A 25,087-nucleotide genomic window follows, 5' to 3' on the forward strand; every position below is an offset into this window, starting at 1 on the left:
CCACGGCTCAGCCCTCCTCGGGACCGCGGCGCAGGACCACGTCGGCCTGGGCGGCGTGTGCCTTGACGACGGCCACGTGCAACACATCGCCGTCCTGGACGAGGGTGCGGGCGTCCGGCAGGATGCCCTCACCGAACCTGGTCACGCACACCACCCGCACCTCGGCGGCCTCCTCGAGCTCACGCACCCGGCGCCCGATCCAGCCGGAGCCGGGCGGGGCCGCGGTGAGTACCACCGAACCGGACGGGTCGGACCACTGCGGGGTGACCGCCTCCGGCAGCAGCCGGCCGAGGATCTGGTCACGCGTCCAGCGCACCGTGGCGACCGTGGGGATGCCAAGGCGTTCGTACACCTCGGCGCGGCGGGGATCGTAGATGCGGGCGACCACCCGCTCGACCCCGAACATCTCCCGGGCGACCCGGGCCGCGATGATGTTCGAGTTGTCGCCGCTGGACACCGCGGCGAACGCCGCCGAGCGTTCGATGCCGGCCTCGATCAAGGTGTCCCGGTCGAATCCCATGCCGGTCACCCGCTGACCGGCGAAGTCGGCGGGCAGCCGGCCGAACGCCGCCGCGTTCTGGTCGATGATGGCCACCGAATGGCCAAGCCGTTCGACCGCGCGGGCGAGCGCGGAGCCGACCCGGCCGCAGCCGAGGATCACCACATGCACGAGGGATGACAGTAGCCTCATCTGATCCCCGTGGCGCGAATCCTCCCGCGAGCGTTCCGTATGCGGAGCCCGATCGGAGGTTGGTCCGTGGTTGACCGGTGCGCCGCGCCGACAGCATGGCTGACCTCGACGGCCGGGCGACCGAACGGCAGATCTGTGTCCCATGTCACAGTTTCGATCAGTGGTCCGCCGCGTCGGTAGCATCCCCCGCGTGGCGCTCACGGACCGGCTGAAGCGCGGCTTCGTCGGTCGACCGATCGGCAGCGATCGGCTCGGCGAGACGCTGCTGCCCAAACGCGTGGCCCTGCCGGTGTTCGCCAGTGACGCGCTCTCCTCCGTTTCGTACGCGACGGAGGAGATCCTGCTGGTCCTGTCGCTGGGTGGGCTGGCGTTCTATCACGTCTCACCGTGGCTGGCCGGCGCCGTCGTCGTCCTCATGCTGACGGTGGTCGCCTCCTACCGACAGAACGTGCACGCCTATCCCAGCGGTGGTGGCGACTACGAGGTCGCCTCGGTCAACCTCGGCCCGCGTGCCGGCCTGCTCGTCGCCAGCGCCCTGCTGGTGGACTATGTGCTGACGGTCGCCGTGTCGGTGTCCGCGGGCGTGGCGAACCTGATCTCCGCGGTCACCGGGCTCGCCCCGTACCGGGTGGTCATCGCGGTGATCATCGTAGTGGTGCTGACGATGATCAATCTGCGGGGGGTACGCGAGTCCGGCACGGCGTTCGCCATCCCGACCTACGGGTTCGTCGCCGGCGTCTTCGTCATGATCGTCACCGGGCTGATCCAGACGGCGACCGGGCACACCCCGCGGGCCGAGAGCGCCGGCTACACGGTCGTCGCCGAGCACGACTACGCCGGGTTCGCGCTCGCGTTCCTCGTGCTGCGGGCGTTCGCGTCCGGCTGCACCGCGCTCACCGGCGTCGAGGCGATCAGCAACGGCGTGCCGGCGTTCCGCAAGCCGAAAAGCCGCAACGCCGCGACGACCCTGCTGATGATGGGCCTGATCGCCGTCACCATGTTCGCGGGCGTCACCGCGCTCGCGCTCATCGCGGACGTCCACGTCGCCGAGCGCGCCAGTGACCTCGTCGGCGCGCACGGCGAGCAGCCCACCGTCATCGCCCAGGTCGCCGCCGCCGTGTTCGGCCACGGCTCGGTCGGGTTCGTCTACATCGCCACGGTGACGACGCTCATCCTGATGCTCGCCGCCAACACCGCGTTCAACGGCTTCCCGGTGCTCGGCTCGATCCTCGCCCGGGACGGCTACCTGCCCCGCCAGCTGCACACCCGCGGTGACCGGCTGGCCTACTCCAACGGCATCGTGGTGCTGGCGAGCTTCGCCGTCCTGCTGATCATCGTCTTTCACGCCGAGGTCACCCAGCTCATCCAGCTCTACATCCTCGGGGTGTTCATCTCGTTCACCCTCAGCCAGACCGGGATGGTCCGGCACTGGGCCCGCATCCTGCGGCCGGGCTCGGACGACCCGCGGGCGGGCAGTCCGCTGGGCCGGCGGCGCATCCGCCGCTCGCAGACGATCAACTTCATCGGTGCCTGCCTCACCGGCACCGTGCTCGTCCTGGTGCTCATCACGAAGTTCACCCACGGCGCCTGGATCGTCTGCCTGGCAATCCCGATCATCTTCGTGGGGATGCGCGGGATCCGCGGGCACTACGACCGGGTGGCCATCGAGCTCACCCCGGAACCCGGCCCGCCCACCCTGCCGTCGCGGGTGCGCGGCGTCGTGCTGGTCAGCAAGATCCATGCGCCGACGCTGCGAGCCCTCGCCTACGCCAAGGCGACCCGGCCGCACAGCCTGGTCGCCCTCACCGTCGCCGTCGACCAGGCCGACGCCGACCGCCTGCGCACCGCCTGGCAGGAACGCGGCATCAGCATCGACCTCGTCGTGCTCGCCTCCCCCTATCGTGAGGTGACCCGCCCGGTGCTGGACTACGTCGCCCGCATCCGCCGGGAAAGCCCGCGCGACGTCGTCTCGGTGTACGTGCCCGAGTACGTCGTCGGCCACTGGTGGGAGCATCTGCTGCACAACCAGAGCGCCCTGCGGCTCAAGGCCCGGCTGTTGTTCCAGCCCGGTGTGATGGTCACCAGCGTGCCGTGGCAGCTTGCCTCGTCCAGCCGGGTCGAGGGTCGGGTCGAGCGGATCGGCGCCGGCGCCGTCCGCCGCGGCCAGTCCGCACCGCAGGCGGCCCCGGCGCCGTCTGCTTCGGCTGGCGCGGCTGGGGCTGGCACGTCTGGGCCTGCCACGGCCACAGTTTCGCCCGCGCCGGCTCCGGCAGCGTCCGGGGAGAAGGAATGACTCCCGCTCGGCGGGTGTCGGTGCCGGCCACACCATCGTCACCGGCGGGTCCGGCGGGTCCGGCGGGTCCGGGCGTGGTCGGGACGGAACGGGAACTGACGGTCGGCCGGATCGCCCACGGCGGGTTCTGTGTCGCCCGCGACGAGGGCCGGGTGGTGTTCGTCCGGCATGCGCTGCCGGGTGAGCGGGTACGGGCCCGGATCACCGACGACACCCACGACCGCTACTGGCGGGCGGACGCCGTGGAGATCCTCCAGGCATCGCCCGACCGGGTCCCACCCCCCTGCCCGCACGCCGGACCGGGTGCCTGCGGCGGCTGCGACTGGCAGCATGCGACGCCCGCGGCGCAGCGACGGGGCAAGGCCGACATCGTCACGGAGGCACTGCGCCGCTTCGGCGGTGTGGACGTCGGCCCCCTTGTCGTCGAGGCCGTCCCCGCCCTCGCCGGCGAGCCCCACGGGTCTGGTGAGTCCCACGGGCCTGGCGGGATCGACGGGCTGGGGTGGCGCACGCGGATGCGCTTCGCCGTCGCCGCCGACGGGCAGGTCGGCCTGCGGGCCAGCCGCTCGCACGAGGTACTGGCCACCCCGGACTGCCGGATCGCGCATCCGCTGGTGCGCGCGGCGCTCGCCGGACAGCGTTTTCCCGGTGCCACCGCTGTGGAGGTGGCCGCGAGCCCCGCCTCCGGTGAGGTGGCCGTCGAGGTCCACACGGACGGTGGGGGGCGCGGCCCGGGGGCGCCAGTGGCACCGGATGCGCCCATCGGTGCCGGTCGGATCGTCGAAACGGTCGGTTCGCGACGGTTCGCGGTCGGGCCGGGGGTGTTCTGGCAGGTGCATCCGGGTGCCCCGGAAGTGCTGGTCGAGGCGGTCCGCACGGCGCTGCGACCGCGGGTGGGAGAGACCGCGCTCGACCTCTACGCCGGCGCGGGGCTGTTCGCTGCCTTCCTCGCCGAGGATGTCGGGCCGTCCGGCCGGGTCGTCGCGATGGAGTCGGACGCGGCGGCCGTCGCCGCGGCCGCCGACAACCTCGCGGATCTGCCGCAGCTGTCGCTGCGGGCCGTGCGGGTGACGCCCGCGACCGTGCGGGGCGTGCTCGGCGCTGGGCCGTCCGCTGGGCAGGTGCACTGCGCGGTCCTTGATCCGCCCCGGGCCGGGGCCGGGGCCGAGGTCGTGGCCGCGCTGCTGGGCCACCACCCACGTGCCGTCGCCTATGTCGCCTGCGATCCGGTGGCGCTTGGGCGCGACCTGGCCACCTTCAGGGCTTGTGGTTACTCCATGACAGCGCTGCGTGTGTTCGACCTGTTTCCGATGACGCAGCATGTTGAATGCGTAGCACTGTTCGAACCCAACGTCAGGTAGCTCGGAGTGCTCGCTTCATCCCGAAAAGCCGTGATTCATGGTGGTGGGGGGTGTGGCTGCTCGCCTGTGCGGCCGGGTGATGCCACGGCGTGTTGTTGGGTGACCCGCCGGCACGCGACACTCTTCTACGTGCCCGAATCCGAACAAACGGTGGGCGCCAGAGGCGGCTGATACTACCCCGTCGGGACCTATTACCCTGCGTTCCACGAGGAACTCACATGTCGTCTGGGTGTCTGCGGGGCCCCGGCTGACCTGCGTAGACTTTGCCGGACCCGGACCGATCCCCTTTCGGGAGAGGGAGTTCCCGCCGTGTCGCTTCTGTCCACGATCAGCTGTCCCCAGGACGTCAAGCGCCTCGACCACGAGGAGCTCGGCACCCTGGCGGCCGAGATCCGCGATTTCCTCATCCACGCCGTTGCGCGTACCGGGGGCCACCTCGGCCCCAACCTCGGGGCCGTCGAGCTGACGCTGGCGATCCACCGAGTGTTCGACTCGCCGTTCGACCGGGTCCTCTGGGACACCGGGCACCAGTCCTACGTCCACAAGATGCTCACCGGTCGGGTGGACGACTTCGACGGGCTGCGCCAGAAGGGCGGCCTGTCGGGCTACCCGAGCCAGGCGGAGTCCGAGCACGACATCATCGAGAACTCGCACGCCTCGACGGCACTGTCGTACGCCGACGGACTCTCCCGTGCCTACGCCCTGCGGGGCGAGGACCGGGCCGTCGTCGCCGTCGTCGGTGACGGCGCGCTGACCGGCGGTATGTGCTGGGAGGCGTTGAACAACATCGCCGCCGGCGACCGTCCCGTCGTCGTGGTCGTCAACGACAACGGCCGGTCCTACGCGCCGACGATCGGTGGTCTCGCCGACCATCTCGCCGCGCTGCGCCTGGCCCCCGAGTACGAGCAGGTCCTCGACGTCGTCAAGCAGGTCCTCGGTCGCACGCCGCTGGTCGGCGCGCCGCTGTTCGACGCGCTGCACGGCATCAAGAAGGGCATCAAGGACGTCGTTCAGCCGCAGGGGATGTTCGAGGATCTCGGGCTGAAGTACGTCGGCCCGGTCGACGGGCACGACACCGCCGCGGTCGAGTCGGCCCTGCGCCGGGCCCGTGACTTCGGCGGTCCAGTGATCGTCCACTGCGTCACCCGCAAGGGTTTCGGCTACCCGCCGGCCGAGCAGGACCAGGCCGACAACTTCCATGGCGTCGGCGTCATCAACCCGGTCACCGGCAAGCCGATCTCCACCGCGAAGAGCACCAGCTGGACGAACGTCTTCTCCGACGAGATCGTCCAGATCGGTGCCGAGCGGCCCGACGTGGTCACCCTGACCGCGGCGATGCTGGCCCCGGTCGGCCTCAGCAAGTTCGCCAAGGCCTACCCCGACCGGGTCTTCGACGTCGGCATCGCCGAGCAGCACGCGGTCACCTCCGCCGCGGGCCTGGCCATGGGCGGGCTCAAGCCGGTCGTGTGCCTGTACGCGACCTTCCTCAACCGCGCCTTCGACCAGGTGCTGATGGACGTCGCCCTGCACCGCCAGCCGGTGACGTTCGTGCTCGACCGCGCCGGGGTCACCGGTGAGGACGGCGCCTCCCACAACGGCATGTGGGACATGTCGTTCCTGCAGGTCGTCCCCGACCTCGCCATCGCCGCGCCGCGCGACGCGCCGACCCTGCGCGCCGAGCTGCGCGAGGCCGTCGCGACCACGGACAAGCCCACCGTGGTGCGTTTCGCCAAGGGCACGGTCGCCCCGGACATCCCCGCCATCGACACCATCGGTGGCGTGGACGTGCTGTTCCGGTCCCCTGCCGTCGCCCAGCGCCGTGAGGTGCTGCTCGTCTCGGTCGGCGCGATGGCCGTCACCGCCCTCGAGGTGGCCCGCCTGGTCGCCAGCCAGGGCATCGGGATCACCGTCGTCGACCCACGCTGGGTCAAGCCGCTGCCCATCGCCCTCGTCGACCTCGCCCGGGACCACGACCTCGTGGTCACCATCGAGGACAACGGCCGGGTCGGGGGCGTCGGCTCGACGCTCGCGCAGCTGCTGCGTGACAACGACGTCGATGTCCCGCTGCGCGACTTCGGTATCGCCCAGCGCTTCCTCGACCACGGCAAGCGCGACCAGATCCTCGCCGAGGTCGGTCTCGCTCCGCAGGACCTTGCCCGCAAGGTCGTCGAGGCCATCGCGAAGCGCCAGCCCGCGCTGGAGGACGACCCGTCCGCGGCGCCGGCGGCTGTCGCTTCCGGCACATCGGCCACCTCTGGCGGCAAGGCGAAGGCCCCCGCCGCCCAGCGCACCGGCGAGCACTCCGCCGCCCAGCGGGTCGCCGACAAGCACTGACGCGCTCCACTGCCCACCGCGCAAGCGCCCCGGTCCGTCCTGCCTCGGACCGGGTGGGTCGGCCCCACCCGTCTCGGGTCGGGCCGACCCGTCCGCCTGTCCCATCGCCCGGATCGTCCGGCTGAGCTCCTGGTCGTTCGCTGACGGGACGGGACAGACCGGCGCCAGCCCTACAGGGGAGACACCGCATACTCCCCAGTCCGAACTCGGTACTCGTCACACCTTGCAGCGGGCCGTGCGGCACGATCGCGCCATGCGGGTCGTCGTGGCGGGCAGAACGGACGCGAACCCGCCCACGGCGACCCGTGCAGCTCACGGACCCCCGCCGCGACCGGCAACATCGTTGCAGATCGTGACACTGCCCGTTGGTGGGTCGCTCTGTCGGAACGCCCGGTCGGGCGGTTCGGACCGGGTGGCTCGGCGACGTGGTTCGCATCCGTGGCCCGCTGATGGCACGCCGATGGTCTGCCGAGGGTCTGCCGAGGGGCGGCGAGGTTGCCGGGTGGGGCGCGGCCTAGTCTGTTCTGGTGGGTCAGCACTCCGCGTCGGGCGCACGAGCACTGGCGGATGACGCCCCGGTTCCGGCATCGCCGGTCCCGAGCGCGCCCTCGGCCTCGGGTTCCGTCCCGAGCTCGTCCGCGGGGTCGTCGGGGCAGCGGAAGGAGCCTGGTTCGGGGGGGCGCGGGCCGCGTTGGTGGGTGACGCGGGGGGCGCTGGTCGTTGCGCTCGGGCTGCTCGCGGTGGCGCTGGTCGGCCAGTGGCACGATGTGCGGGACTCGTTTGCGCTGCTCACGGTGGGTGGCGTGGTCTCCTCCGGCCTGCTGACCATCGTGGCCGTCGGGACGACGGTGTTGTCCTGGCGTGCATTGCTGGCGGGGCTCGGGGCGAAACTGCCGTTGCGGGCGGCGGTGCGGATCTTCTTCGTCGGGCAGATCGGCAAGTACATTCCGGGCAGCGTGTGGCCGGTACTGGCGCAGATGGAGCTCTCCCGCGACTACGGGGTGTCCCGGCCGAAGGCCGCGTCCGCGAGCCTGGTGGTGCTCGCGCTGGCGGTTCCCAGCGGTGGGCTCGCCGCCGCGGTCACGCTGCCGTTCGTCTCCGCGGATGCGTTGGCGCAGTACTGGTGGGCGCTGGTCGCGGTGCCGGTGTTCGCGGTGCTGCTGTATCCGCCGGTGCTGTCCAGGCTGCTCGCGCGGGCGTTTCGGCTGTTGCGTCGGCCGGGGCTGGACGTTCCGTTGACGTTGCGTCCGGTGGCGGCCGGGGCGGGGTGGCTGCTGCTCAGCTTCGTCTGGTACGGCCTGGCGACCTGGCTGCTGGTGCGCGACCTCGATCCTGGGATCGGCGGCGTGCGGCTGATCGTCCTGTCGCTCGGGGCGTATGCGCTGGCCTGGACCGCGGGGTTCCTGGTGCTGGTGCTACCGGCTGGGGCAGGGGTCCGCGAAGCGGTCCTCGTCCTGGCGCTCGCGCCGGCGATCGCGAGTGGTCCGGCGACGGTGGTCGCGTTGGTCGCCCGGTTGCTGGCCACCATCGCCGATCTGGTGTGGGCCGCGATCGGCGTGGCGCTGCGCCAACGCCAGAGCGGCGGCCCCGAGACGGGCGAACCGCCGAGCTCCGGCTGACGGCCGGCCGGGCTCCGGCCCACGGCGACGGCCCGTCCGCAACGATGGCGCGTCGGATACGCGATCCGGGCTGCCCGATTCCGGTAAATCCGGGCAGGATAATGCCATCATCGGCGGTTGACGTCCAAAACGGCGTCCGCTGGGGGCGGGTCGCGGCGCGAGGGGATCAGATGAACGGACCGGGCAACGACAACCCGTCCGACGAGCACGCACCGGGTGGTGGCCGGCTGCCCACACCGGGATGGAACGGCCCGCCGTCTCCCGCGGATGAGACGCTGCGAGCCGCCCCCGTCGACCGGGATCTGTCCTCGCCCGCACAGCGCCCCGTCCCCCCGGCTTCGGCCTTTCGGCCCAGGCCGGCCGGGCCGGCCGCGCCTGCGGGCCCACCGGAGGGGACCGGGCCGGTCGCGGCGACCGGAGCCGCCACCACCGGTGCCGCACGGACACCCAACGTTGTACCTGGCCCGTTCGGGCCATCCGCGCCGATGGGATATCCGCCGCCCGGCGATTCTGGCGCAGCCGGTCATCTCGGCGCGTCGGCTCAGCCTCGCGCATCTGGTTATCCCGGTGCGAATGGTCAGCCAGGGGCAGCCAGTCAGAGTGGCTGGTCCGGGTCCGCCGGGTCATCGGGTTACGGGCGGCCGGCTGGTCCGCCGGGACCACCAAGCCCATCCGGACGGCCAGGCCCGGTTGGCCCGCCGCGTCCGGCGGTTCCGTTGCATCCGGCGAGTCCGGCAGGCCGGCCGGGTCCGGGGTGGTCAGGCCCGGTCGGGCCGGTGCAGCGGCAGCCGGGGCCGTCCGGGCTGGTGGAGCCGTCCGCGCCGATGGGGCCGTCCGCGCCGATGGGGCCGTGGGGGGCGGCTGGTCAGCCGATGGGACCACTGGCGCGCAGTGCCTGGGGCAGTCCGATCGGGCCGGGTGGGATGCCGTTGTCCGGGTCGGCGCCGCGCCGGCCGACGCGGTGGATCGTGCCGCTCGTGATCGTTCTCGTGGTCGCTGTGGGCGCGGGTGCGGCCGGTGTCCTGGTGCTGAGCCGCAGTGACAAGGGTCCGGCGAACGCCGTGCGGTCCTATCTTGCCGACGTGCGGGCCGCCCGTTACGACGCTGCCTACGGCAGGCTCTGTGCGACGGTTCGCGGGACGCGCTCCCAGGGCGAGTACAGCACCATCATGCGGGCCTTCGACGGCGTCCGGGGCACGGTCGCCTCCTATGCGGTGCGTACCGTGCAGACCGTCCATCCCAGCGCTGCGGAGACGGTGCGCACGGTTCAGGTGGACGTCCAGCGCAGCAGTGGCAGTGCCAGCCGGGAGTCGTATGACGTGCACAGGGAGTCCGGCGGATACTGCCTGCTGACGTTCGGCCCGCCCTTCTCGGTCGGCTCGGGTGACGGTCCGGGCAGCGGGACGGATCCCTTCGGGGGCGGTCGCAGCGGCGGTGGCAGCGGGGGTGGTGGTTCGGTCGGGCCGGGCGACGGCGACGCCTCGGTCCACGCTGCCTGAGCCCAACCGGCCGAGGGTCGGTGAAGGATGCGAATCCTCGACCAACCCTCGGCCTGATGCCTGATGCCTGATGCCTGATGCCTGCGGGCCGGTGCCGGCCGAGTGTCAGCCGGCAGCCTGGGCGCCCACCGGGTCCGGTCGGTCGGCGTGGACCGCGGCCGGCCTGTCGTCGGTGCTGGTGGACAGGGCGGACTGGGCCCCTCGGCGCGGCAGGGCGAACGCGGCGAGCAGGGCCATCGAGACCGCGATCGCGCCGAGCAGGACCGCGGGCCGGGTGCCGTCGATGATGGTGGCAGGGGTGTCATAGCCGCCGCGAGCGGCGAACACCGAGGACAGCACGGCGATGCCGAGCACCCCGCCGAGCTCACGCAGGGCGTTGTTCGTTCCGGACGCCAACCCCTGGTACTGCTGGGGGACGACGCCGAGCGCGACGGTGGCGACCGGCACGAAGAACAGCGCCATCCCGACGCCGGAGATGACGAACGGGCCGACGAGGGCGCCGTAGGCCAGGTGGTCGGACAGCACGAGGCCCATCCAGGCCAGGCCGATCGCGTTCAGGGCGAGCCCGGCGAGCAACAGGGGTCGGCCACCGATGCGGTCGGAGACGGGCCCGGCAATCGGGGCGATCAGCAGCGGCATGGCCGTCCACGGCAGGGTACGGATCCCGGCCTCCAGCGGCGAGTAGCCGTAGACGTTCTGCAGCGCCTGCGCCAGCAGGAAGATCGAGCCGAACATGCCCATCGAGAACAACAGTGCGGTGGCGTTCACCGCGGCGAATCCGCGGATGCGGAACAGGCTCATCGGCAGCATCGGTGCCCCGCCACCGCGGGCAACCCGCAGCTCCCAGGCGACGAACGCGGCCACGCCGATGGCACCGGCGATGAGCGCGGTCAGCACCGGTGTGCTCGTCCAGCCGTGCCCCTCGCCACGGACCAGCCCGAAGACGATCCCGAACAGACCCGCGCTGACCAGCGCGACCCCGGGCAGGTCGAGGCGCGACGTGCTGGTGCGCGACTCGGCCAGCGCACGCAGCCCGATCGGCAGGGCGATCAGACCCACCGGCACGTTCACCCAGAAGATCCACTGCCAGCTGACCCCCTCGGTGATGGCACCACCGATCAGCGGTCCGACCGCGACGGCAAGCCCGGTCATCGCGCCCCAGATGCCCAGCGCCGCCCCGCGCCGTTCGGGCGGGACGGCCCCGGCGAGCAGCGTGAGGGTCAGCGGCAGCACGAACGCCGCGCCGACGCCCTGCACCGCCCGCGCGGCGATCAGCGCCTCGATGTTCGGCGCGAGCGCCGCGGCGGCGCTGCCCGCGGTGAACACGGCGAGGCCGCCGAGGAACACCCGGCGTCGGCCCAGCCGGTCTCCGAGTGCCGCCCCGGTGAGCAGCAGCACCGCGAACGGCAGGGTGTAGGCGTTGACGGTCCATTCCAGGCCCTCGAGGCCCGCACCGAGGTCGGCGCGGATCTGGGGGAGCGCCGTGGTGACCACGAGGTTGTCCAGGGACACCATGAACGCGGCCAGGGAGGTCACGACGAGCGTCCAGGCGGTGCTGGGGCGTCGGGTCACGACCGTTCTCCTTTCACTCTTCACTGCGAGGGGTTCGCGGTTTGTTGTGAGTGCTCACTAGCCTCAGAAGGTAGTAAGTGACCACTACCTTCTTGGGTGAATGTCTGGTGGCGGACACTGAAGGCGGATGTCGAAAGCCGGCGCGCCGACGCCTGGGTGGGGCGGGAAGGCCTCAGTCGGCGGTGGCTGGAGGCTCGTCCACGGCGTCGTCGGAGGTGGAACCAGGCGACCCGGGGTCGGGGGAGAGGAAGGTCGGGGAACAGATGATCTGCGCCCATCGGTCGTCGATGGCGGGCAGGTCCATCGCGACACTCACGTTGATCAGCATCCCGTGCGCGAAGAACACCCGGATCTCGTCCTCGGGCAGGCCGGTGACCCGTTCCACCGTCTCCCACAGGCGGCGGAACCCGGTGCGGGTGGCGACCCGCACGTCCGGGTCGTAGCAGCCGGCGTAGGCGTGCAGCTGGGTGAGCAGGTAGGTACGGTCGGCGAGCAGCTCGGAGTACGACTCCTTCATCGCATCCATCGCGGCCTCACCGGTCAGCTCGCCCGCGGCCTGCTCGAACAGCGCGGCGGTGCGGGCAAAGGTGCTCTCGACGACGGCGATGAACAGGGCCTTCTTCGTCGGGAACAGGCGGAACAGGTACGGCTGCGAGATGCCCGCCCGCGTGGCGATCACCTCGGTGGACGTGCCGGTCAGCCCGCCCTCGGCGAACTCCTCGACCGCTGCCGCGAGCACACTCGCCCGCCGCTGCTCGGCGCTCATCCGCGCCCCGCCGTCCGTCCGTGTTGCCATGCCTCGTAAGGTAGTGGCCACTCACTAGCCATGTCAACGTCGGGACCCGGAAGACTTTCGGCCGCATCCCTGGTAGCGATCATGGTGTTCCGCGAACCGGGCCACCAGACGCGGGGTCGGTGGCCTCTTCCTGCCTGCGTTCCGTGCGCAGGCCGTGGCCAGGGCGTGGCCAGGGCGAGCCTCGCCCGGCCCGATCACGCCTCCACGTGGGCCGCCATCCAGACGGTCGCGACCCGCCATCAGCGCCGAGGCGCCGCACACCTGAATCCGCTGCTCCAACGAACGCCTGGACCGTGCCGGCCGTGCCGGCCGCGGCATCCTCTCACGCGTGCGCTCAGCATCTCCTGAGGGTCTGTCCGTGCTTCCGGCCTGCGTCCCGCGTACGTGGGCCGTTGCGATCCCACGATCCGCGGGTCCGGTCCGACCGGTGGTCCTGGCTCGTCGAGATGTAGGCGTGCCATCACGTGCCGCGCAGATATGTCGGAGAGTGACTGCCCTGGGTGCCGGCGGACGTCCCGCCAGCACACCCTCGCACCCATCCGCCCCAACCCCCGTCGGCCGATACTCTCTGTGCCAGCTATGTCACTCCATATGACAAAAATGGCTCGTCGTGGGCACCCGAAAGGCAAGATCCATTCTTGCCGAGGCTTAGTGAAGGATCGGCAGGCCGGAATCTTCACTCCGCCTCGGCAAGAATCCGTGACTTTGCGGAATGGTCGCCGTCCAAGGCGGGGGCGGGGGTGGTGGGGCGGTGGGGCGGTGGCCGTTTGTGCAGGCCGGATCAGAAGGTCGAGGTTTCGGCGTGGATGTGGTGGCGGTCCAGGCCGGCGGCGCGTAGCGAGCGGACGGTGGTGGCAACCATGCCGGGGGGTCCGCAGACGTAGGCGTCGTGGTCGGCGAGCTGGGGGACGAGGGTGGTCAGACGATGACAGGAGAGGGGATCGTCCTGGTCTCCGCCGTCGCCGGTGGGGGCCGGGCCGGTCAGGTAGTGCACGGTGGCATCCAGGTCACCGGCGAGGTCGTCCAGTTCGGTGCGAAAGACGATCTGGTCGGCGCGTTCCGTGCGGTAGAGCAGGGTGACGGCGAGGTCGTCGTCGACGTCCTCGAACAGGGCGCGCAGCGGCGCGATGCCCATGCCACCCGCGACGAGCAGTACCGGCCGGCGTTCGCGGGCCTGTGCGGTGAGGGCGCCGTAGGGGCCGGAGACCAGCAGCCACCGGCCGGGGGTCAGCCCGGCCATCGCGTCGCTGTAGTCACCGACGGCCTTGACGGTGAACCGCAGTTCGTCCGGCCGTGGCGCCGCGGACAGCGAGAACGGGTGGGAGTGCCACCACATCGGCCAGTCCAGTGCCCGTAGCCGGAAGTACTGCCCGGGGCGGGCACCCACCGCGTCCAGGGCCTGCCCGGAGACGATGATCGACACAATCCCGGGAGCCTCCGCCTCGACCGCGGCGACGGTGAACTGGTGGCGCAGCGTCAACCGCACCGGGGCGAGGATCCGGTACCAGCCGAGCGTGCCCAGCGCGGCCAGGTGCAACCCCGTCCACAGCACCCGGACCGGGCTGGACAGCAGGTCCGGGCCGTACAGCTGATGGGCGAAACTGATCGCGATTCCGGGGTAGACGACCAGGTGCAGTAGATGCCACCAGCCATACGACATCGTCCGGCGCAGCGCCGGCACCGAACTGACCGTCGCGACCAGCAGCAGCACCAGGCCGATCACCGCCAGCCACACGTACGGAAGGTCGACGACGACGCCGATGAGCCCCGAGGCGAACGGCGTCCCCACGGCCGCCGCGTTCGAGGCTACCGCCAGCACCGCGTGCGCGGCGGTCACCGCCAGGAACGACAGCCCGCAACCCACATGGATCAGCCGCGCCGGCCGCATCGCCACGGTGTGCTCGAACCAGGGGATCCGCGCGGCCAGCAGCACCTGGACGACGCCCAGGTACCCCGCGGCCAGCCCGCACAGCCGCGCCGCGGCCCCCGACCCGCCACCCGGGCCGGACGGTGGCCGCTGCAGCACCCGGTAGGCCCACCATCCGGCGACGACCAGTGCGCCCCCGGTGACCATCCCCACCACGACCGTGGACGGACGTAGCGCCCGAACGGTCGACATAACCCCAAACTAACCCGCGACCTGCGCCGCCCGGGATCCGGGGCGGCGTCCGTCCGCGGGACCCGGCTCGTCTGCTCAGACGGGGAGGGTGGCGACCCCGGGTGGGGTGAAACGCGCGCCGGTGACGGCCTCGCTGATGCCGGTGCGGTCCAGGTAGGGGGTGATGCCGCCGAGGTGGAACGGCCAGCCGGCACCGAGGACCATGCACAGGTCGATGTCGGGCGCCTCGGCGACGACCTTCTCCGCGAGCATCAGGTGGATCTCCTCGGCCAGCGCCCGCAGCGCCGCCTCGCGTACCTCGGCCGCGCTCGGCGGCGCGACGCCGCCGGCGGCGGCAGCGTCGCGCAGGACCGCGGCGGCCTCGGGATCGATCGTCTGGGTGCCGTCGGGGGCAGCCAGGTAGATGCCGGCCTTGCCGGCCTCGACGAGCCGGGCGAGGCTGGTCGGCGAGCGGAAACGGTCCGGGAACGCGGCATGCAGGGTCTCGGCCACATGCAGGGCGACCGGCGGGCCGACCAGGGCGAGCAGGGTCAGCGGGGACATCGGCAGGCCCAGCGGGTCGAGGGCGTGGTCGACCTCGTCGAGCGGGGTGCCGAGCTCCGCGGCCCCCAGCACCTCGCCGAGGAAGCGGGTGAGCAGCCGGTTCACCACGAACGCCGGCTGGTCGGCGACGAGGACGGCATTCTTCTTCAGGGTCTTCGCCACGGCCAGGGTGGTGGCGATCGTCGCGTCGTCGGTGCGGGCCGCGCGGACGACCTCGACCAGCGGTAGCACCGACACCGGGTTGAAGAAGTGCAGACCGGCGACCCGTTCGGGGTGGGCGAGCTTCGCGGCCATCTCGGTCACCGACAGCGCCGAGGTGTTGGTGAGCAGCACGGCCTCGGGGGAGACCACCGCCTCCAGCTCGGCGAACACCGTCTGCTTGATCGCCAGATCCTCGAAGACGGCCTCGATGACGAGGTCGGCGTCGGCGAAGGCGTCCTTGGTCAGCGAGCCGGTGACGTTCGCCTTGTACCGGTTGGCCTGGTCGGCGGTGATCCGTCGGCGCAGCAGCAGGTTGTCGATCTCCCGATGGACGGCGGCGACACCCGCGTCGAGGCGGGCGGCGTCGAGGTCGGTGAGCACGACCGGAACCTCGAGGCGGTGGGCGAAGACCAACGCGAGCTGGGAGGCCATCAGCCCCGCCCCGACCACACCGACCTTCGTCACCGGTCGGGCCAGCGCCTTGTCGGGCCCGCCGACCGGGCGCCGGGCCCGCTTCTGCACCAGGTCGAACGCATACAGGCCGGCGACCAGCTCCCCGGAGACCGACAGGTCCGCGAGCGCCTGGGTCTCCGCCTCGAAGCCGTCCGCCCGCGTGGCGGTCTCGGCGAGGGCGATCAGGTCCAGGGCTCGGTAGGCGGCGGGCGCCGCGCCGTGCAGCCGGCCGTCGGCGAGCCTGCGACCGTCCGCGATGGCCTGCGCCCAGGCGGCGCCGCGCTCCACCGGGGTGCGTGCGGCCACCGGGTCGATCTCGCCGCGCAGCACCCGCCCGACCCAGGCCAGCGACTCCTCAAGGAAGTCGGCCGGTTCCAGCAGCACGTCACCCAGGCCGAGCTCGAATGCCTTCGGGCCGGTGAGCATCCGGTTCTGGCTGAGCGCGTTGTCGAGGATGACCTGGATCGCCCGGGCCGGTCCGATCAGGTTCGGCAGCAGCTGGGTGCCACCCCAGGCCGGGACGAGACCGAGGAACACCTCCGGCAGGGCGAGCATCGGGATGCCGCGCGAGAGCGCCCGATGGTCGCAGTGCAGCGCAAGCTCCAGGCCACCGCCGAGAACTGCCCCGTTGACCAGGGCGAACGTCGGTACCCGCCGGTCGCCGAGGCGCCCCGAACCCAGCCGGACGAACGCGTCATGCCCGAGCCGGCCGAGTGCCTCGAGCGCCGGCCGCACCGCGGCCGGATCGGTGATCGACGAGCGGAACGCGAGGTCCGCACCGACGGCGAAGACGAACGGCTTGCCGGTCACCGCGATCGCGGCCACCGGCGGCTCGTGCGCCTCGATCTCGTCCACCGCGGCGAGGATGCCGCGCAGCCCGGCCGGACCGAACGTGTTCGGCCGGGTGTGGTCGTGGCCGTTGTCGAGGGTGACGAGCGCGACCGGGCCGGCCACCCCGGGCAGCGCCACATAGCGGACATGGGCCGCGGTCACGACCTCGTCCGGGAACTCCAGCGTGACCTCGTCGTCGCTCATGGCGCCTCTCCTGAAGGCTCGCGGATCAGACTCGCGGGTGCGGACTCGCCGACATGCACGGATCCGGCGGCGGGCTCAGCCCGCGTCGCCGCCGGGGGTGACGGCCGGGTGGTGCGGGTTCTCCCAGATCGTGGTCGCGCCCATGCCCAGCCCGACGCACATCGCGGTCAGGCCGTAACGCACCTCGGGATGCTCGGCGAACTGCCGGGCGAGCTGGGTCATCAGCCGCACGCCGCTGGACGCCAGCGGATGGCCGAGCGCGATCGCGCCGCCGTACGGATTGACCCGCGGATCGTCGTCGGCGATGCCGAAGTGGTCCAGGAAGGCGAGCACCTGCACGGCGAACGCCTCGTTCAGCTCGAACAGCCCGATGTCGTCGATCGACAGACCGGTGCGCGCCAGCGCCCGCTCGGTGGACGGGATCGGCCCGATGCCCATCACGTCGGGACCGACACCGGTGAAGCCGTAGCCGACCAGCCGCATCTTCGCCGGCAGGCCGAGCTCGGCGGCCACCTCGGCGGCGGCGAGCACACAGCCGGTGGCCCCGTCGTTGATGCCCGCGGCGTTACCGGCCGTGACCCGTCCGTGCGGACGGAACGGGGTGCGCAGCCCGGCCAGCCCCGCCAGCGTGGTGGATGGTCGCGGCGGCTCGTCGGCGGTGACGAGATCCCAGCCGGACTCGGCGTGCCGCGCCGCCATCGCCACCAGATCCGGCTGGATCTGACCGTTCGCGTAGGCCTTCGCCACCTTCTCCTGGGACGCGAGCGCGTACGCGTCGGCCCGCGCCCGGGTGATCGCGGGGAAGCGGTCGTGCAGGTTCTCCGCCGTCGAACCCATGATCAGCGCGGACGGGTCGACGAGCTTCTCGGCGATGAACCGCGGGTTGATGTCGGCGCCCTCGCCCATCGGGTGACGGCCCATGTGCTCCACGCCGCCGGCGATCGCCACGTCGTACGCGCCGACCGCGATGGACGACGCGGTCGTGGTCACCGCGGTGACCGCACCGGCGCACATCCGGTCGATCGCGTAGCCGGGCACCGACTCGGGCAGCCCGGCGAGGATCGCGGCCGTGCGACCGATGGTCAGCCCCTGATCGCCGATCTGCGTGGTGGCGGCGATCGCCACCTCGTCGACCCGCTCGGGCGGCAGCGACGGATTACGCCGCAACAGCTCCCGGATCACCCGGACGATCAGATCGTCCGCCCGGGTCTCGGCATACACCCCCTTGGCCTTGCCGAACGGCGTTCGCACACCGTCGACGAAGACCACGTCACGCACCTGGCCGCGGGCTGATCCGAACACGCTGGCCTCCTCGCCGACGGCGCCCCGCCACCGGCTGTTCGCCGAGAACGCCGACCGGCCACGATCGGCACCGGCGTGGACGCCACACCGGCACGGCCACTCTACGCCAGAGGTTACCCGCGGGTAGGAAGTTGCCCGCTATGCGCCGGACGAGCCGCCGGACGCCCCGGCCGACTCGCCGGACGGCCCGCCCTCGTGCGCGGGCGGGGCCCCGTGGGCGGTCGCGCCGCGCGCGCCTCGTCCACCCCGGCCGCCGCGGGTCCGGGTCCGTTCCGTCCCACCCTCGCCACGTCCGTTTCCGCTTCCACCGCGGCCGGACGGACGGGTACCCGCCCGGTCCACCGGTCGGCCCGCGGCCTCGGCATCTGCGGTCTGCACCCCGCTGTCACCAGCCCCGCTGTCACCAGCACCAGCACCGGTACCAGCAGCACCGGCAGCGGTGCCCCGGCTGACGGCCCTGGCCTCGGGCGGCGGGTCGGCCAGGGCTGTCAGCAGCACCTCGGCGGTGAGCTCGCACTGCCAGGGACGGGCACCGCCGGCGCCCAGCGCCGCCCGCACCGCCGAGCCGGTCAGCGGGCGCGGTGGTGACCAGGCGAGTCGCCGGGACAGCGCCGGTTCCAGCAAATTCTCCACCGGCATCGTGTGTGCGGCGGCAATCGTGGCCAGCCCCGCGCGCACCCGGGCCAGGCGGGCCGCGGCCACCGGGTCCCGCTCCGCCCAGCGGTTGGCCGGGGGGAGCCCGTCGCCGTTGGGGCCGGCCGGCGCCGGCAGTTCGTCGTCGGGCAGCGTGGCGGCACCGCGCAGCGCGTCCATCCAGGTGCTGGCGGTGCGCCGGATCCGGGGACCAGAGAAGATCGGTAGGCGGATCAGCGCGGCGGTGTCCGCGGGAGCGTTGAGCACCGCGTCCATGATCGCACTGTCCGGCAGGACCCGGCCGGGGGCCACGTCACGGGTGCGGGCGAGCCGGTCGCGTGCGGTCCACATCGCCCGCACCGCGGCGAGCTGGCGACGGGTGCGGGCCCGGTGGATGCCGCTGGTCCGTCGCCACGGTTCGGCTCGCGGCTCCCGCGGGGGTGCCGCCGCGATCGCCGCGAACTCCTGCCGGGCGAACTCGATCTTGCCCTGCTCGTGCAGCTCGGCCTCGAGGGCGTCGCGCAGCTCGACGAGCAGCTCCACGTCGAGCGCGGCGTAGCGCAGCCACGGCTCGGGCAGCGGGCGGGTCGACCAGTCGGCCGCCGAATGGCCCTTCTCCAGCCCGTAGCCGAGCACCCGCTCGACCATCATGCCGAGCCCGACCCGCTCGTAGCCCAGCAGCCGGCCGGCGAGCTCGGTGTCGAACAGCACCGACGGGCGCAGCCCCAGCTCGGCCAGGCACGGCAGGTCCTGGCTGGCGGCATGCAGCACCCATTCGGCGTCGCCCACCGCCTGCTGGATCGCCGAGAGCTCACCGAGGGCGATCGGGTCGAGCAGCAGCGAACCCGTGCCGCGGCGGCGGATCTGGATCAGGTAGGCCCGCTGGCTGTAGCGATAGCCGGAGGCGCGCTCGGCGTCGAAGGCGACCGGACCGGTGCCGGCGGCGAGTCGGGCGACGGCCGCAGCGAGCTCCGCCGGTTCGGTGAGCACGGGAGGGACGCCGTCGACGGGCACTAGCAGCGGGATCGGCTCGCGGACGCTGCTGTCGGGCTCTCCCTCCACGTTTGCGCTTACACCCCCGCTGACCTGCTCTGTTGAATCTGGAACCGTCGACGTCACGATCGGCGATCGTACGTCTGAATCCTCGCGGAGGCAGCTGCGCTGTTCAGCGAATCGCGCCGATTATACGCATGGTAGCGGGTCTGGCTGTTATGATGGCCAGATCGGTTGACCCCATGCGGTCCGGGTCAACACCGGATTCTGTGCCCCGTGTGGGTCCATGCGCCATCAGGGGCCCCTGGGCCATCATGGTCGGGGCGGCTCTGTCAGGGTCGGGCGCCACGCCACGCCTGGCCCTGAGCCCGACGGTGGCGGTCAGGCGCGGCGCTGGGGCAGGGGTACGACGCCGGACAGCGCCGGCGGCAGCCCGGCCATCGCGGCGAGCAGATCGCCGAAGGCAAGAACATGGGCCACGGCCTCCGCCGGACTCCACATCGGCGCCAGCCCGTCGGTGCCGGGGCGTGCTCCTTCGGGGGGCAGTGCCCGGTCACCGGTCAGCGCCCAGTCGGGCGACCACGAGCAGCGCAGCTCCACGTCGAAGGAGTCGCCCTCGGCGCGCAGCACGCCCAGGCGCCGAGAGGAGGTCGTCGTCACCGTGCCACCGAGCGCGTGGGCATGCGCCCCGTGGGAGGCGAGCGCCTCGCCCAGCCACGACCAGGCCACCTCCGCCAGCAGCGGGTCGGCGGCGATCTCCGCGTCGACCCCGGCCCGGGCATAGCAGACGATTCGGGCGGTGCCCTGCCAGGCGGGTTGACCGCCCGGATCCATGAGGACGATCAGGCGGCCGGTCGCGGTATCGGCGGAGTCGCCGGTCAGGCCGCCGGCGAGGGCGAACGCATACGGTGCGAGCCGGGTCGGGGCGCTCACCTCGTGTGCGGTGATCTCCGGGCGTAGCCGCCCGACCCCGGCGCGCATGGCGTCGGTGACCGCCTGAAAGACCTGCGGGCTCGGCTCGTACGACTGCGCGGCCCCCATGACGGCAACGGTAGGGCGTCGACCTTGATCGCGCTGTGCAGACGTCGGAGCGTGGGGATTCGACCCCGTTGCGTGCGGCCGGTTGCCGCGGCGCAGTGGGACGGCGCCGCGGTCATAGGCCGGGCGGGTGGCGGTGCTGTGCAGGCTCGCGCCGGAATCCGCCGGGCTGTGCAGACTCACGCCGGAATCCGCGGGACGGACCGCTCCCGCCCCCGCATCTCCCGAGCCCACGCCTCCCGGATCAGCTCTGACGTGGCTGCCCCCCGGACACCTGTCTCTTGGACACCTGTCTCTTGGACACCTGCCTCCCGGACACCTGTCTCCCGGACGAGGGCGGACCCTTGGCCCACGTGGACGGGTGCCGGAGCGTGGGCGTTCGGTGCCGATCCCACCAGCACGGCCGAACCGCACCCGGTGCAGGCCCGCTCCGGACAGTCCAGCCCGTGCCCGTCAGGGCAGGGGGGCTGCTCGAACGCCCGCTCGCCGCCGCAGACCGCGCAGTCGAGCACGACCTGATCGCCGAGGCCAACCCGGACCAGTTCCACTCGCGTCTCACTCCCCGCCTGTCGGCCCGTCACAGGAACACGGATCAACGTGCATCCTCTGCCCACTTTCCGACCGGACAGACGGTGCCACGGCGGACGTAAATGTCCGCGCATTCCCCGCGGCGTGTCGCGTGAGCCCGTCTCGGCCGGGTGTGGACCGGACGTCCCAGTTCGGGCGACTCGTGGCTTTTGATCCGCGTGTCGAGGGGTGGACCAAGGGGTAGCCACGGTCAGGGTGCGATCGGTGGTCGCTGGGCACGGTGATAGCCGGGCGGAGCGACCACGGTCCGGGGCGTCGCCAGTCATGGCGGCGATGGACCCGCGCTATGCGCGTGGAGTTACAGCAACGCACTCCCCGCCACCGCGCCCCGCAACCGATCCCAAAGCAAGATCCGCCCACGCAGGTCATCGTGGGCGCATATCGGCCACGAACACCCTCACGACGACCCATGTGCACCCTGGACACCCGCAGCCTCCGAAAACGGCGTCACGGAACGCGGCCATGGTCCAGGGGCGACGCCGCGTCCCACGAACAGGCCGCGGTGGGCTCGGCGAGGGCGGAGGCTCGGCGAGGGTGGCGGCTCGGCGAGGGTGGCGGCTCGGCGAGGGTGGCGGAAGGTCCTGGAGATGCGTCCTAGGGGCGGCGGGCGGCGGGCGCGGGCTGGGTGGTGCTGGTGGCAGCGGCGGTGCCTGCGGCCAGGGGCGGTCCGCCGGGGGTGCCGGGCGCGCCGGGGCGCAGCCAGTGCCGTTCGACAAAGAACGGAGCCACCGGCAGTACTGACGCCACGAGCGCGAGGATCGTGCGTCGCCGGGGCCAGCGTCCGACGAAGGCGAGATAGCCGACCAGGGCGCAGTAGCTCATGAAGAGCACGCCGTGGATCGGCCCGAGGACACGGACCCCGCCGGGGTGGTCCGCCGTGTACTTGATCACGGTCGCGACGAGTAGCAGCAGGAAGGACGTCGCCTCGGCGAGGGACACCGCGCGGGCGGCGGTGAGGATCGGGGAACCGTCGGGGCGTGCCTGAGCGGTCATCGGTGATCTCTCCGTCATGAGCGGGAAGGTGGGAGGCGAAGTGGCCGGGAAGGGGGCGAAGCGGCCGGGTGGTGACGCGGGGGACGTCGGCGCGGGCAGGAGGTCGGAAGTCCGGTGGTTCGCCTGGGTGGACAGCCGATTGCGTCACACTCGGCTGCCCGTGGGGCGCGTGGTCCGGATGGACCGGCGCGGCCGGGCGGGCGGGGTGGAACCGGCTGGGAGCAGGGACTTCTTCTACTGAGAGTAGAAGATAGCCGACGGTCAGGAGGGGGTAGCGGTGGCATCGTGACCATGCCGACGCCGCCCTTCACCCGCGCGAGCCAGCCCGCGTGAGCCCGGTCGCACCCGCACAGTCGCGGCGGGCATGCAACGATCGAGGCATGTCAGTCGTCCACATCGACGCCGGCGTCGGCGCGCGTCGGCCGGATCTTGCGGCCACGGCTCCGTTCCTGCGTGCCTGCCGGGGCGAGCGGCCCGCGACCACCCCCGTGTGGTTCATGCGCCAGGCCGGTCGGGTGCTGCCCGAGTACCGCAGCCTGCGGGCCGGAATCCCGATGCTCGACTCGTGCCGCGACCCGGCGCTGATCACCGAGATCACCATGCAGCCGGTCCGCCGGTTCCGTCCGGATGCCGCGATCTTCTTCTCCGACATCGTCGTGCCGCTGGTCGCCCTCGGCCTCGACATCGACATCGTGGCCGGGGTCGGGCCGGTCGTCGCCGAGCCGATCCGCGACGCGGCCGGCGTCGCGGCGTTGCGCGAGCTCGAGCCGAACGACGTTCCCTACATCGCCGACGGGGTCCGCACCCTGCTGCGCGAGCTGGGCGGCACCCCGCTGATCGGCTTCGCCGGCGCGCCGTTCACCCTGGCCAGCTATCTCGTCGAGGGTGGTCCGAGTCGCAACCATCTGCGGACCAAGGAGCTGATGTACCGCGAGCCGAAGCTCTGGCACGACCTGCTCGACCGGCTGGCCGGGATCACCACCGCGTTCCTGCAGGTCCAGGTCGACGCCGGGGTGGATGCCATCCAGCTGTTCGACTCGTGGGCCGGCGCGCTCAGCGAGGCGGACTACCGTCGCTACGTCGCGCCGCACAGCGCCCGCGTGCTCGGCGCGTTCGCCGGGCAGGTGCCCCGCATCCACTTCGGGGTCAACACCGGCGAACTGCTCGCCGTGATGGGCGAGGTCGGCGCGGATGTGGTCGGCGTCGACTGGCGGGTCCCGCTGGACGTCGCGGCCCGCCGGGTGGGTCCGCACCGGGCGCTACAGGGCAACCTGGACCCGGCGGCGGTCTTCGCCCCGCACGACGTGCTGGACGCCAAGATCCGGGACGTGCTGGCGCGCGGCACGGCGGCCCCGGGGCATGTGTTCAACCTCGGGCACGGCGTGCTGCCGGAGACGGACCCGGGCGTGCTCGCGCACATCGTGGACGTCGTCCACGCCGGTTGACACCGCCGGCCGGGCCGAGCGCGGCGGATCGGCGGCCGGCGTCGGCGTCGGTGAATCATGGTGAATCCTGGTACCAGCGGACCTGGTGACCGGGTCGGAGTTCGGCGAGAGGGCGGCAGGAACGTGCGGGTTGTCATCGTCGGTGCGGGTGTTGCCGGGCTCTCCGCCGCCCACGCGCTGGCCGGCCAGGCCGAGGTCACCGTGCTGGACGCGGCCGCACGGGTCGGCGGGAAGCTGCACACGACACCGATCGAGGGGATGGACGTCGAAGAGGGGGCCGAGTCGTTCCTCGCCCGGGTTCCCGACGGTCTGCGGCTGGCCCGCCAGATCGGGCTCGGTCATGACGTGGTCCATCCGGCGACGACGTCCGCGTCGCTGTGGATCCGTGGCCGGCTGCGGCCCATCCCGCCGAACACGCTGCTCGGCGTGCCCACCGACGTGCTCGGCCTGATCCGCTCGGGGGTGCTCTCGCCGTGGGGGATGCTGCGGGCCGCCGCCGACCTCGCCCTGCCCCGCTCACAGTTCCCCGACGACCCCACCGTCGGCGCGTTCGTCGGGGCGCGGGTCGGGCGGGAGGTCGTCGATCTGCTCGTCGATCCGCTGCTCGGCGGGGTGTACGCCGGCCGGGCCGACGCGCTGTCGCTGCGGGCCACCGTGCCGCAGCTGGTTCCCATCCTCGCCGAGGACCGTTCGCTGCTACTCGGCGCGCACCGGGTGCGGGCCCGCACCGGCCCCGCGACCAGTACCGCGTCCACCCCGGTGTTCGCCAGCGTGCGCGGTGGGCTGGGTGGGTTCGCGCTGCGGCTGGCCGAGCGCTGCGGCGCCACCGTGCGCACCGGTGTGTCCGCGCGCGCCCTGGAGCGCACCGCGTCCGGGTGGCGGGTCGTGTGCGGGCGTGACCGTGGCGGGCAGACCCCCGAGCCGCTCGAGGCCGACGCGGTGATCCTTGCCGTGCCCGCTGGGGTGGCCCGGTCCCTGCTGCGCCCGCACGCCCCGCATGCCGCGGCGCCGCTGGCCGGGGTTCCGTACGCCTCGGTCGGGCTGGTGACACTCGTCTACCGGGACGTCACCCCGCCACCCGGCAGCGGCTTCCTGGTGCCGGCGCGGGCGGGAACCTCGGTGAAGGCAGCGACGTTCCTCACCAGGAAGTGGCCGCATGTCGGGGTCGACCGGCTCACCGTCGTGCGGGCAAGCCTCGGGCGGGCCGGTGCCGAAGGCGACCTGACCCGCGGTGACACCGAGCTGGCCGGCCTCGCCGCCGCCGAGATCGCGCAGATCACCGGGCTGCTGGCGCGGCCGATCGCGACCCGGGTCAGCCGCTGGGAGGGTGGGCTGCCGCAGTACCTGCCGGGTCACCTCAACCGGGTCGCCGCCGTGCGCCGGTCGTTGCCGGCGGGCCTGGCCCTGGCCGGCGCCGGTTACGACGGGATCGGCATCCCGGCCTGCATCCGTTCCGGTGAGGCGGCCGCCGCCGCGGTGCTGCGGGGCGGCGTCCGCGCCGGGCACGGCGGCCCGACGCAGCCTGCGGCTCCCGGTGTCTGACCGAGGTCCCGAAGTCTGACCGAGATCCCGGCCGGGG

The 25,087-nt window shown here is 72.5% G+C and carries 16 protein-coding genes; 7 read left to right on the plus strand and 9 right to left on the minus strand.

All coding sequences use genetic code 11. The features are described from left to right. Nucleotides 1-7: 7 nt before the first annotated feature. A complete protein-coding gene (locus ND747_RS11240; protein ID WP_285900343.1) occupies nucleotides 8-691 on the minus strand; it encodes a TrkA family potassium uptake protein in 684 nt (227 codons plus the stop codon). 190 nt (nucleotides 692-881) lie between these two features. On the opposite strand from ND747_RS11240, the gene ND747_RS11245 reads away from it, so the two are divergent. From ND747_RS11245 to ND747_RS11265, 5 genes are all read left to right on the plus strand, one after another. After that, nucleotides 882-2,984, plus strand: coding sequence for an APC family permease (locus ND747_RS11245; protein ID WP_251733459.1), 2,103 nt, complete (start codon nucleotides 882-884; stop codon nucleotides 2,982-2,984). After that, a complete protein-coding gene (locus tag ND747_RS11250; protein ID WP_251733460.1) occupies nucleotides 2,981-4,345 on the plus strand; it encodes a class I SAM-dependent RNA methyltransferase in 1,365 nt (454 codons plus the stop codon). The genes ND747_RS11245 and ND747_RS11250 overlap by 4 nt, the downstream gene beginning before the upstream one ends. Before the next feature lie 309 nt (nucleotides 4,346-4,654). Then, complete coding sequence (gene dxs, locus ND747_RS11255) at nucleotides 4,655-6,679, plus strand: 1-deoxy-D-xylulose-5-phosphate synthase (protein ID WP_251733461.1); 2,025 nt, start codon at nucleotides 4,655-4,657, stop codon at nucleotides 6,677-6,679. A gap of 698 nt (nucleotides 6,680-7,377) precedes the next feature. After that, nucleotides 7,378-8,298, plus strand: coding sequence for a lysylphosphatidylglycerol synthase transmembrane domain-containing protein (locus ND747_RS11260; protein WP_251733462.1), 921 nt, complete (start codon nucleotides 7,378-7,380; stop codon nucleotides 8,296-8,298). Between the two features lie 872 nt (nucleotides 8,299-9,170). Further along, nucleotides 9,171-9,797: a hypothetical protein gene (locus ND747_RS11265; RefSeq protein WP_251733463.1), complete on the plus strand. Its 627-nt coding sequence runs from the start codon at nucleotides 9,171-9,173 to the stop codon at nucleotides 9,795-9,797. A 105-nt stretch (nucleotides 9,798-9,902) separates the two neighbouring features. Here the strand turns inward: ND747_RS11265 and ND747_RS11270 are convergent, their stop codons facing one another. The 8 genes from ND747_RS11270 to ND747_RS11305 form a co-directional block, all read right to left on the minus strand. After that, nucleotides 9,903-11,312 carry a DHA2 family efflux MFS transporter permease subunit gene (locus tag ND747_RS11270; RefSeq protein WP_251733505.1) on the minus strand — a complete coding sequence of 470 codons (1,410 nt, stop codon included), beginning with the start codon at nucleotides 11,310-11,312 and terminating at the stop codon, nucleotides 9,903-9,905. Between the two features lie 229 nt (nucleotides 11,313-11,541). Continuing rightward, nucleotides 11,542-12,165, minus strand: a complete 624-nt coding sequence (locus ND747_RS11275; protein WP_251733464.1) for a TetR/AcrR family transcriptional regulator — start codon at nucleotides 12,163-12,165, stop codon at nucleotides 11,542-11,544. Nucleotides 12,166-12,946: 781 nt separating this feature from the next. Next, nucleotides 12,947-14,284, minus strand: a complete 1,338-nt coding sequence (locus ND747_RS11280) for a ferric reductase-like transmembrane domain-containing protein (protein ID WP_251733465.1) — start codon at nucleotides 14,282-14,284, stop codon at nucleotides 12,947-12,949. Between the two features lie 75 nt (nucleotides 14,285-14,359). Then, nucleotides 14,360-16,516: a 3-hydroxyacyl-CoA dehydrogenase NAD-binding domain-containing protein gene (locus ND747_RS11285; protein ID WP_251733466.1), complete on the minus strand. Its 2,157-nt coding sequence runs from the start codon at nucleotides 16,514-16,516 to the stop codon at nucleotides 14,360-14,362. A 75-nt stretch (nucleotides 16,517-16,591) separates the two neighbouring features. Continuing rightward, complete coding sequence (locus ND747_RS11290) at nucleotides 16,592-17,818, minus strand: thiolase family protein (protein WP_251733467.1); 1,227 nt, start codon at nucleotides 17,816-17,818, stop codon at nucleotides 16,592-16,594. Nucleotides 17,819-17,956: 138 nt separating this feature from the next. Then, complete coding sequence (locus ND747_RS11295) at nucleotides 17,957-19,513, minus strand: HRDC domain-containing protein (protein WP_374216211.1); 1,557 nt, start codon at nucleotides 19,511-19,513, stop codon at nucleotides 17,957-17,959. Nucleotides 19,514-19,825: 312 nt separating this feature from the next. Continuing rightward, the gene (locus ND747_RS11300; RefSeq protein ID WP_251733469.1) at nucleotides 19,826-20,665 is read right to left on the minus strand and encodes a DUF3000 domain-containing protein; all 840 of its coding nucleotides are present in this window, start codon (nucleotides 20,663-20,665) and stop codon (nucleotides 19,826-19,828) included. Between the two features lie 999 nt (nucleotides 20,666-21,664). Then, complete coding sequence (locus ND747_RS11305) at nucleotides 21,665-22,063, minus strand: DUF3817 domain-containing protein (protein WP_251733470.1); 399 nt, start codon at nucleotides 22,061-22,063, stop codon at nucleotides 21,665-21,667. A gap of 380 nt (nucleotides 22,064-22,443) precedes the next feature. On the opposite strand from ND747_RS11305, the gene hemE reads away from it, so the two are divergent. Both hemE and hemG read left to right on the plus strand, forming a co-directional pair. Then, nucleotides 22,444-23,508: a uroporphyrinogen decarboxylase gene (gene hemE / locus ND747_RS11310; protein ID WP_251733471.1), complete on the plus strand. Its 1,065-nt coding sequence runs from the start codon at nucleotides 22,444-22,446 to the stop codon at nucleotides 23,506-23,508. 123 nt (nucleotides 23,509-23,631) lie between these two features. Further along, the gene (hemG, locus tag ND747_RS11315) at nucleotides 23,632-25,050 is read left to right on the plus strand and encodes a protoporphyrinogen oxidase (RefSeq protein WP_251733472.1); all 1,419 of its coding nucleotides are present in this window, start codon (nucleotides 23,632-23,634) and stop codon (nucleotides 25,048-25,050) included. The last annotated feature ends 37 nt before the right edge of the window (nucleotides 25,051-25,087 follow it).

The sequence above is a fragment of the Frankia sp. R82 genome (assembly GCF_023716925.1).
In the GTDB taxonomy this organism is placed as follows: Bacteria; Actinomycetota; Actinomycetes; order Frankiales; family Frankiaceae; genus Frankia.

Coding starts and splice junctions, on each gene's coding strand:
- ND747_RS11275 (WP_251733464.1), bottom strand. CDS start 12,165: ATGGCAACACGGACGGACGGCGGGGCGCGGATGAGCGCCGAGCAGCGG.
- ND747_RS11270 (WP_251733505.1), bottom strand. CDS start 11,312: ATGGTGTCCCTGGACAACCTCGTGGTCACCACGGCGCTCCCCCAGATC.
- ND747_RS11250 (WP_251733460.1), top strand. CDS start 2,981: ATGACTCCCGCTCGGCGGGTGTCGGTGCCGGCCACACCATCGTCACCG.
- ND747_RS11285 (WP_251733466.1), bottom strand. CDS start 16,516: ATGAGCGACGACGAGGTCACGCTGGAGTTCCCGGACGAGGTCGTGACC.
- ND747_RS11280 (WP_251733465.1), bottom strand. CDS start 14,284: ATGTCGACCGTTCGGGCGCTACGTCCGTCCACGGTCGTGGTGGGGATG.
- ND747_RS11240 (WP_285900343.1), bottom strand. CDS start 691: ATGAGGCTACTGTCATCCCTCGTGCATGTGGTGATCCTCGGCTGCGGC.
- ND747_RS11265 (WP_251733463.1), top strand. CDS start 9,171: ATGGGACCACTGGCGCGCAGTGCCTGGGGCAGTCCGATCGGGCCGGGT.
- hemE (WP_251733471.1), top strand. CDS start 22,444: ATGTCAGTCGTCCACATCGACGCCGGCGTCGGCGCGCGTCGGCCGGAT.
- ND747_RS11305 (WP_251733470.1), bottom strand. CDS start 22,063: ATGACCGCTCAGGCACGCCCCGACGGTTCCCCGATCCTCACCGCCGCC.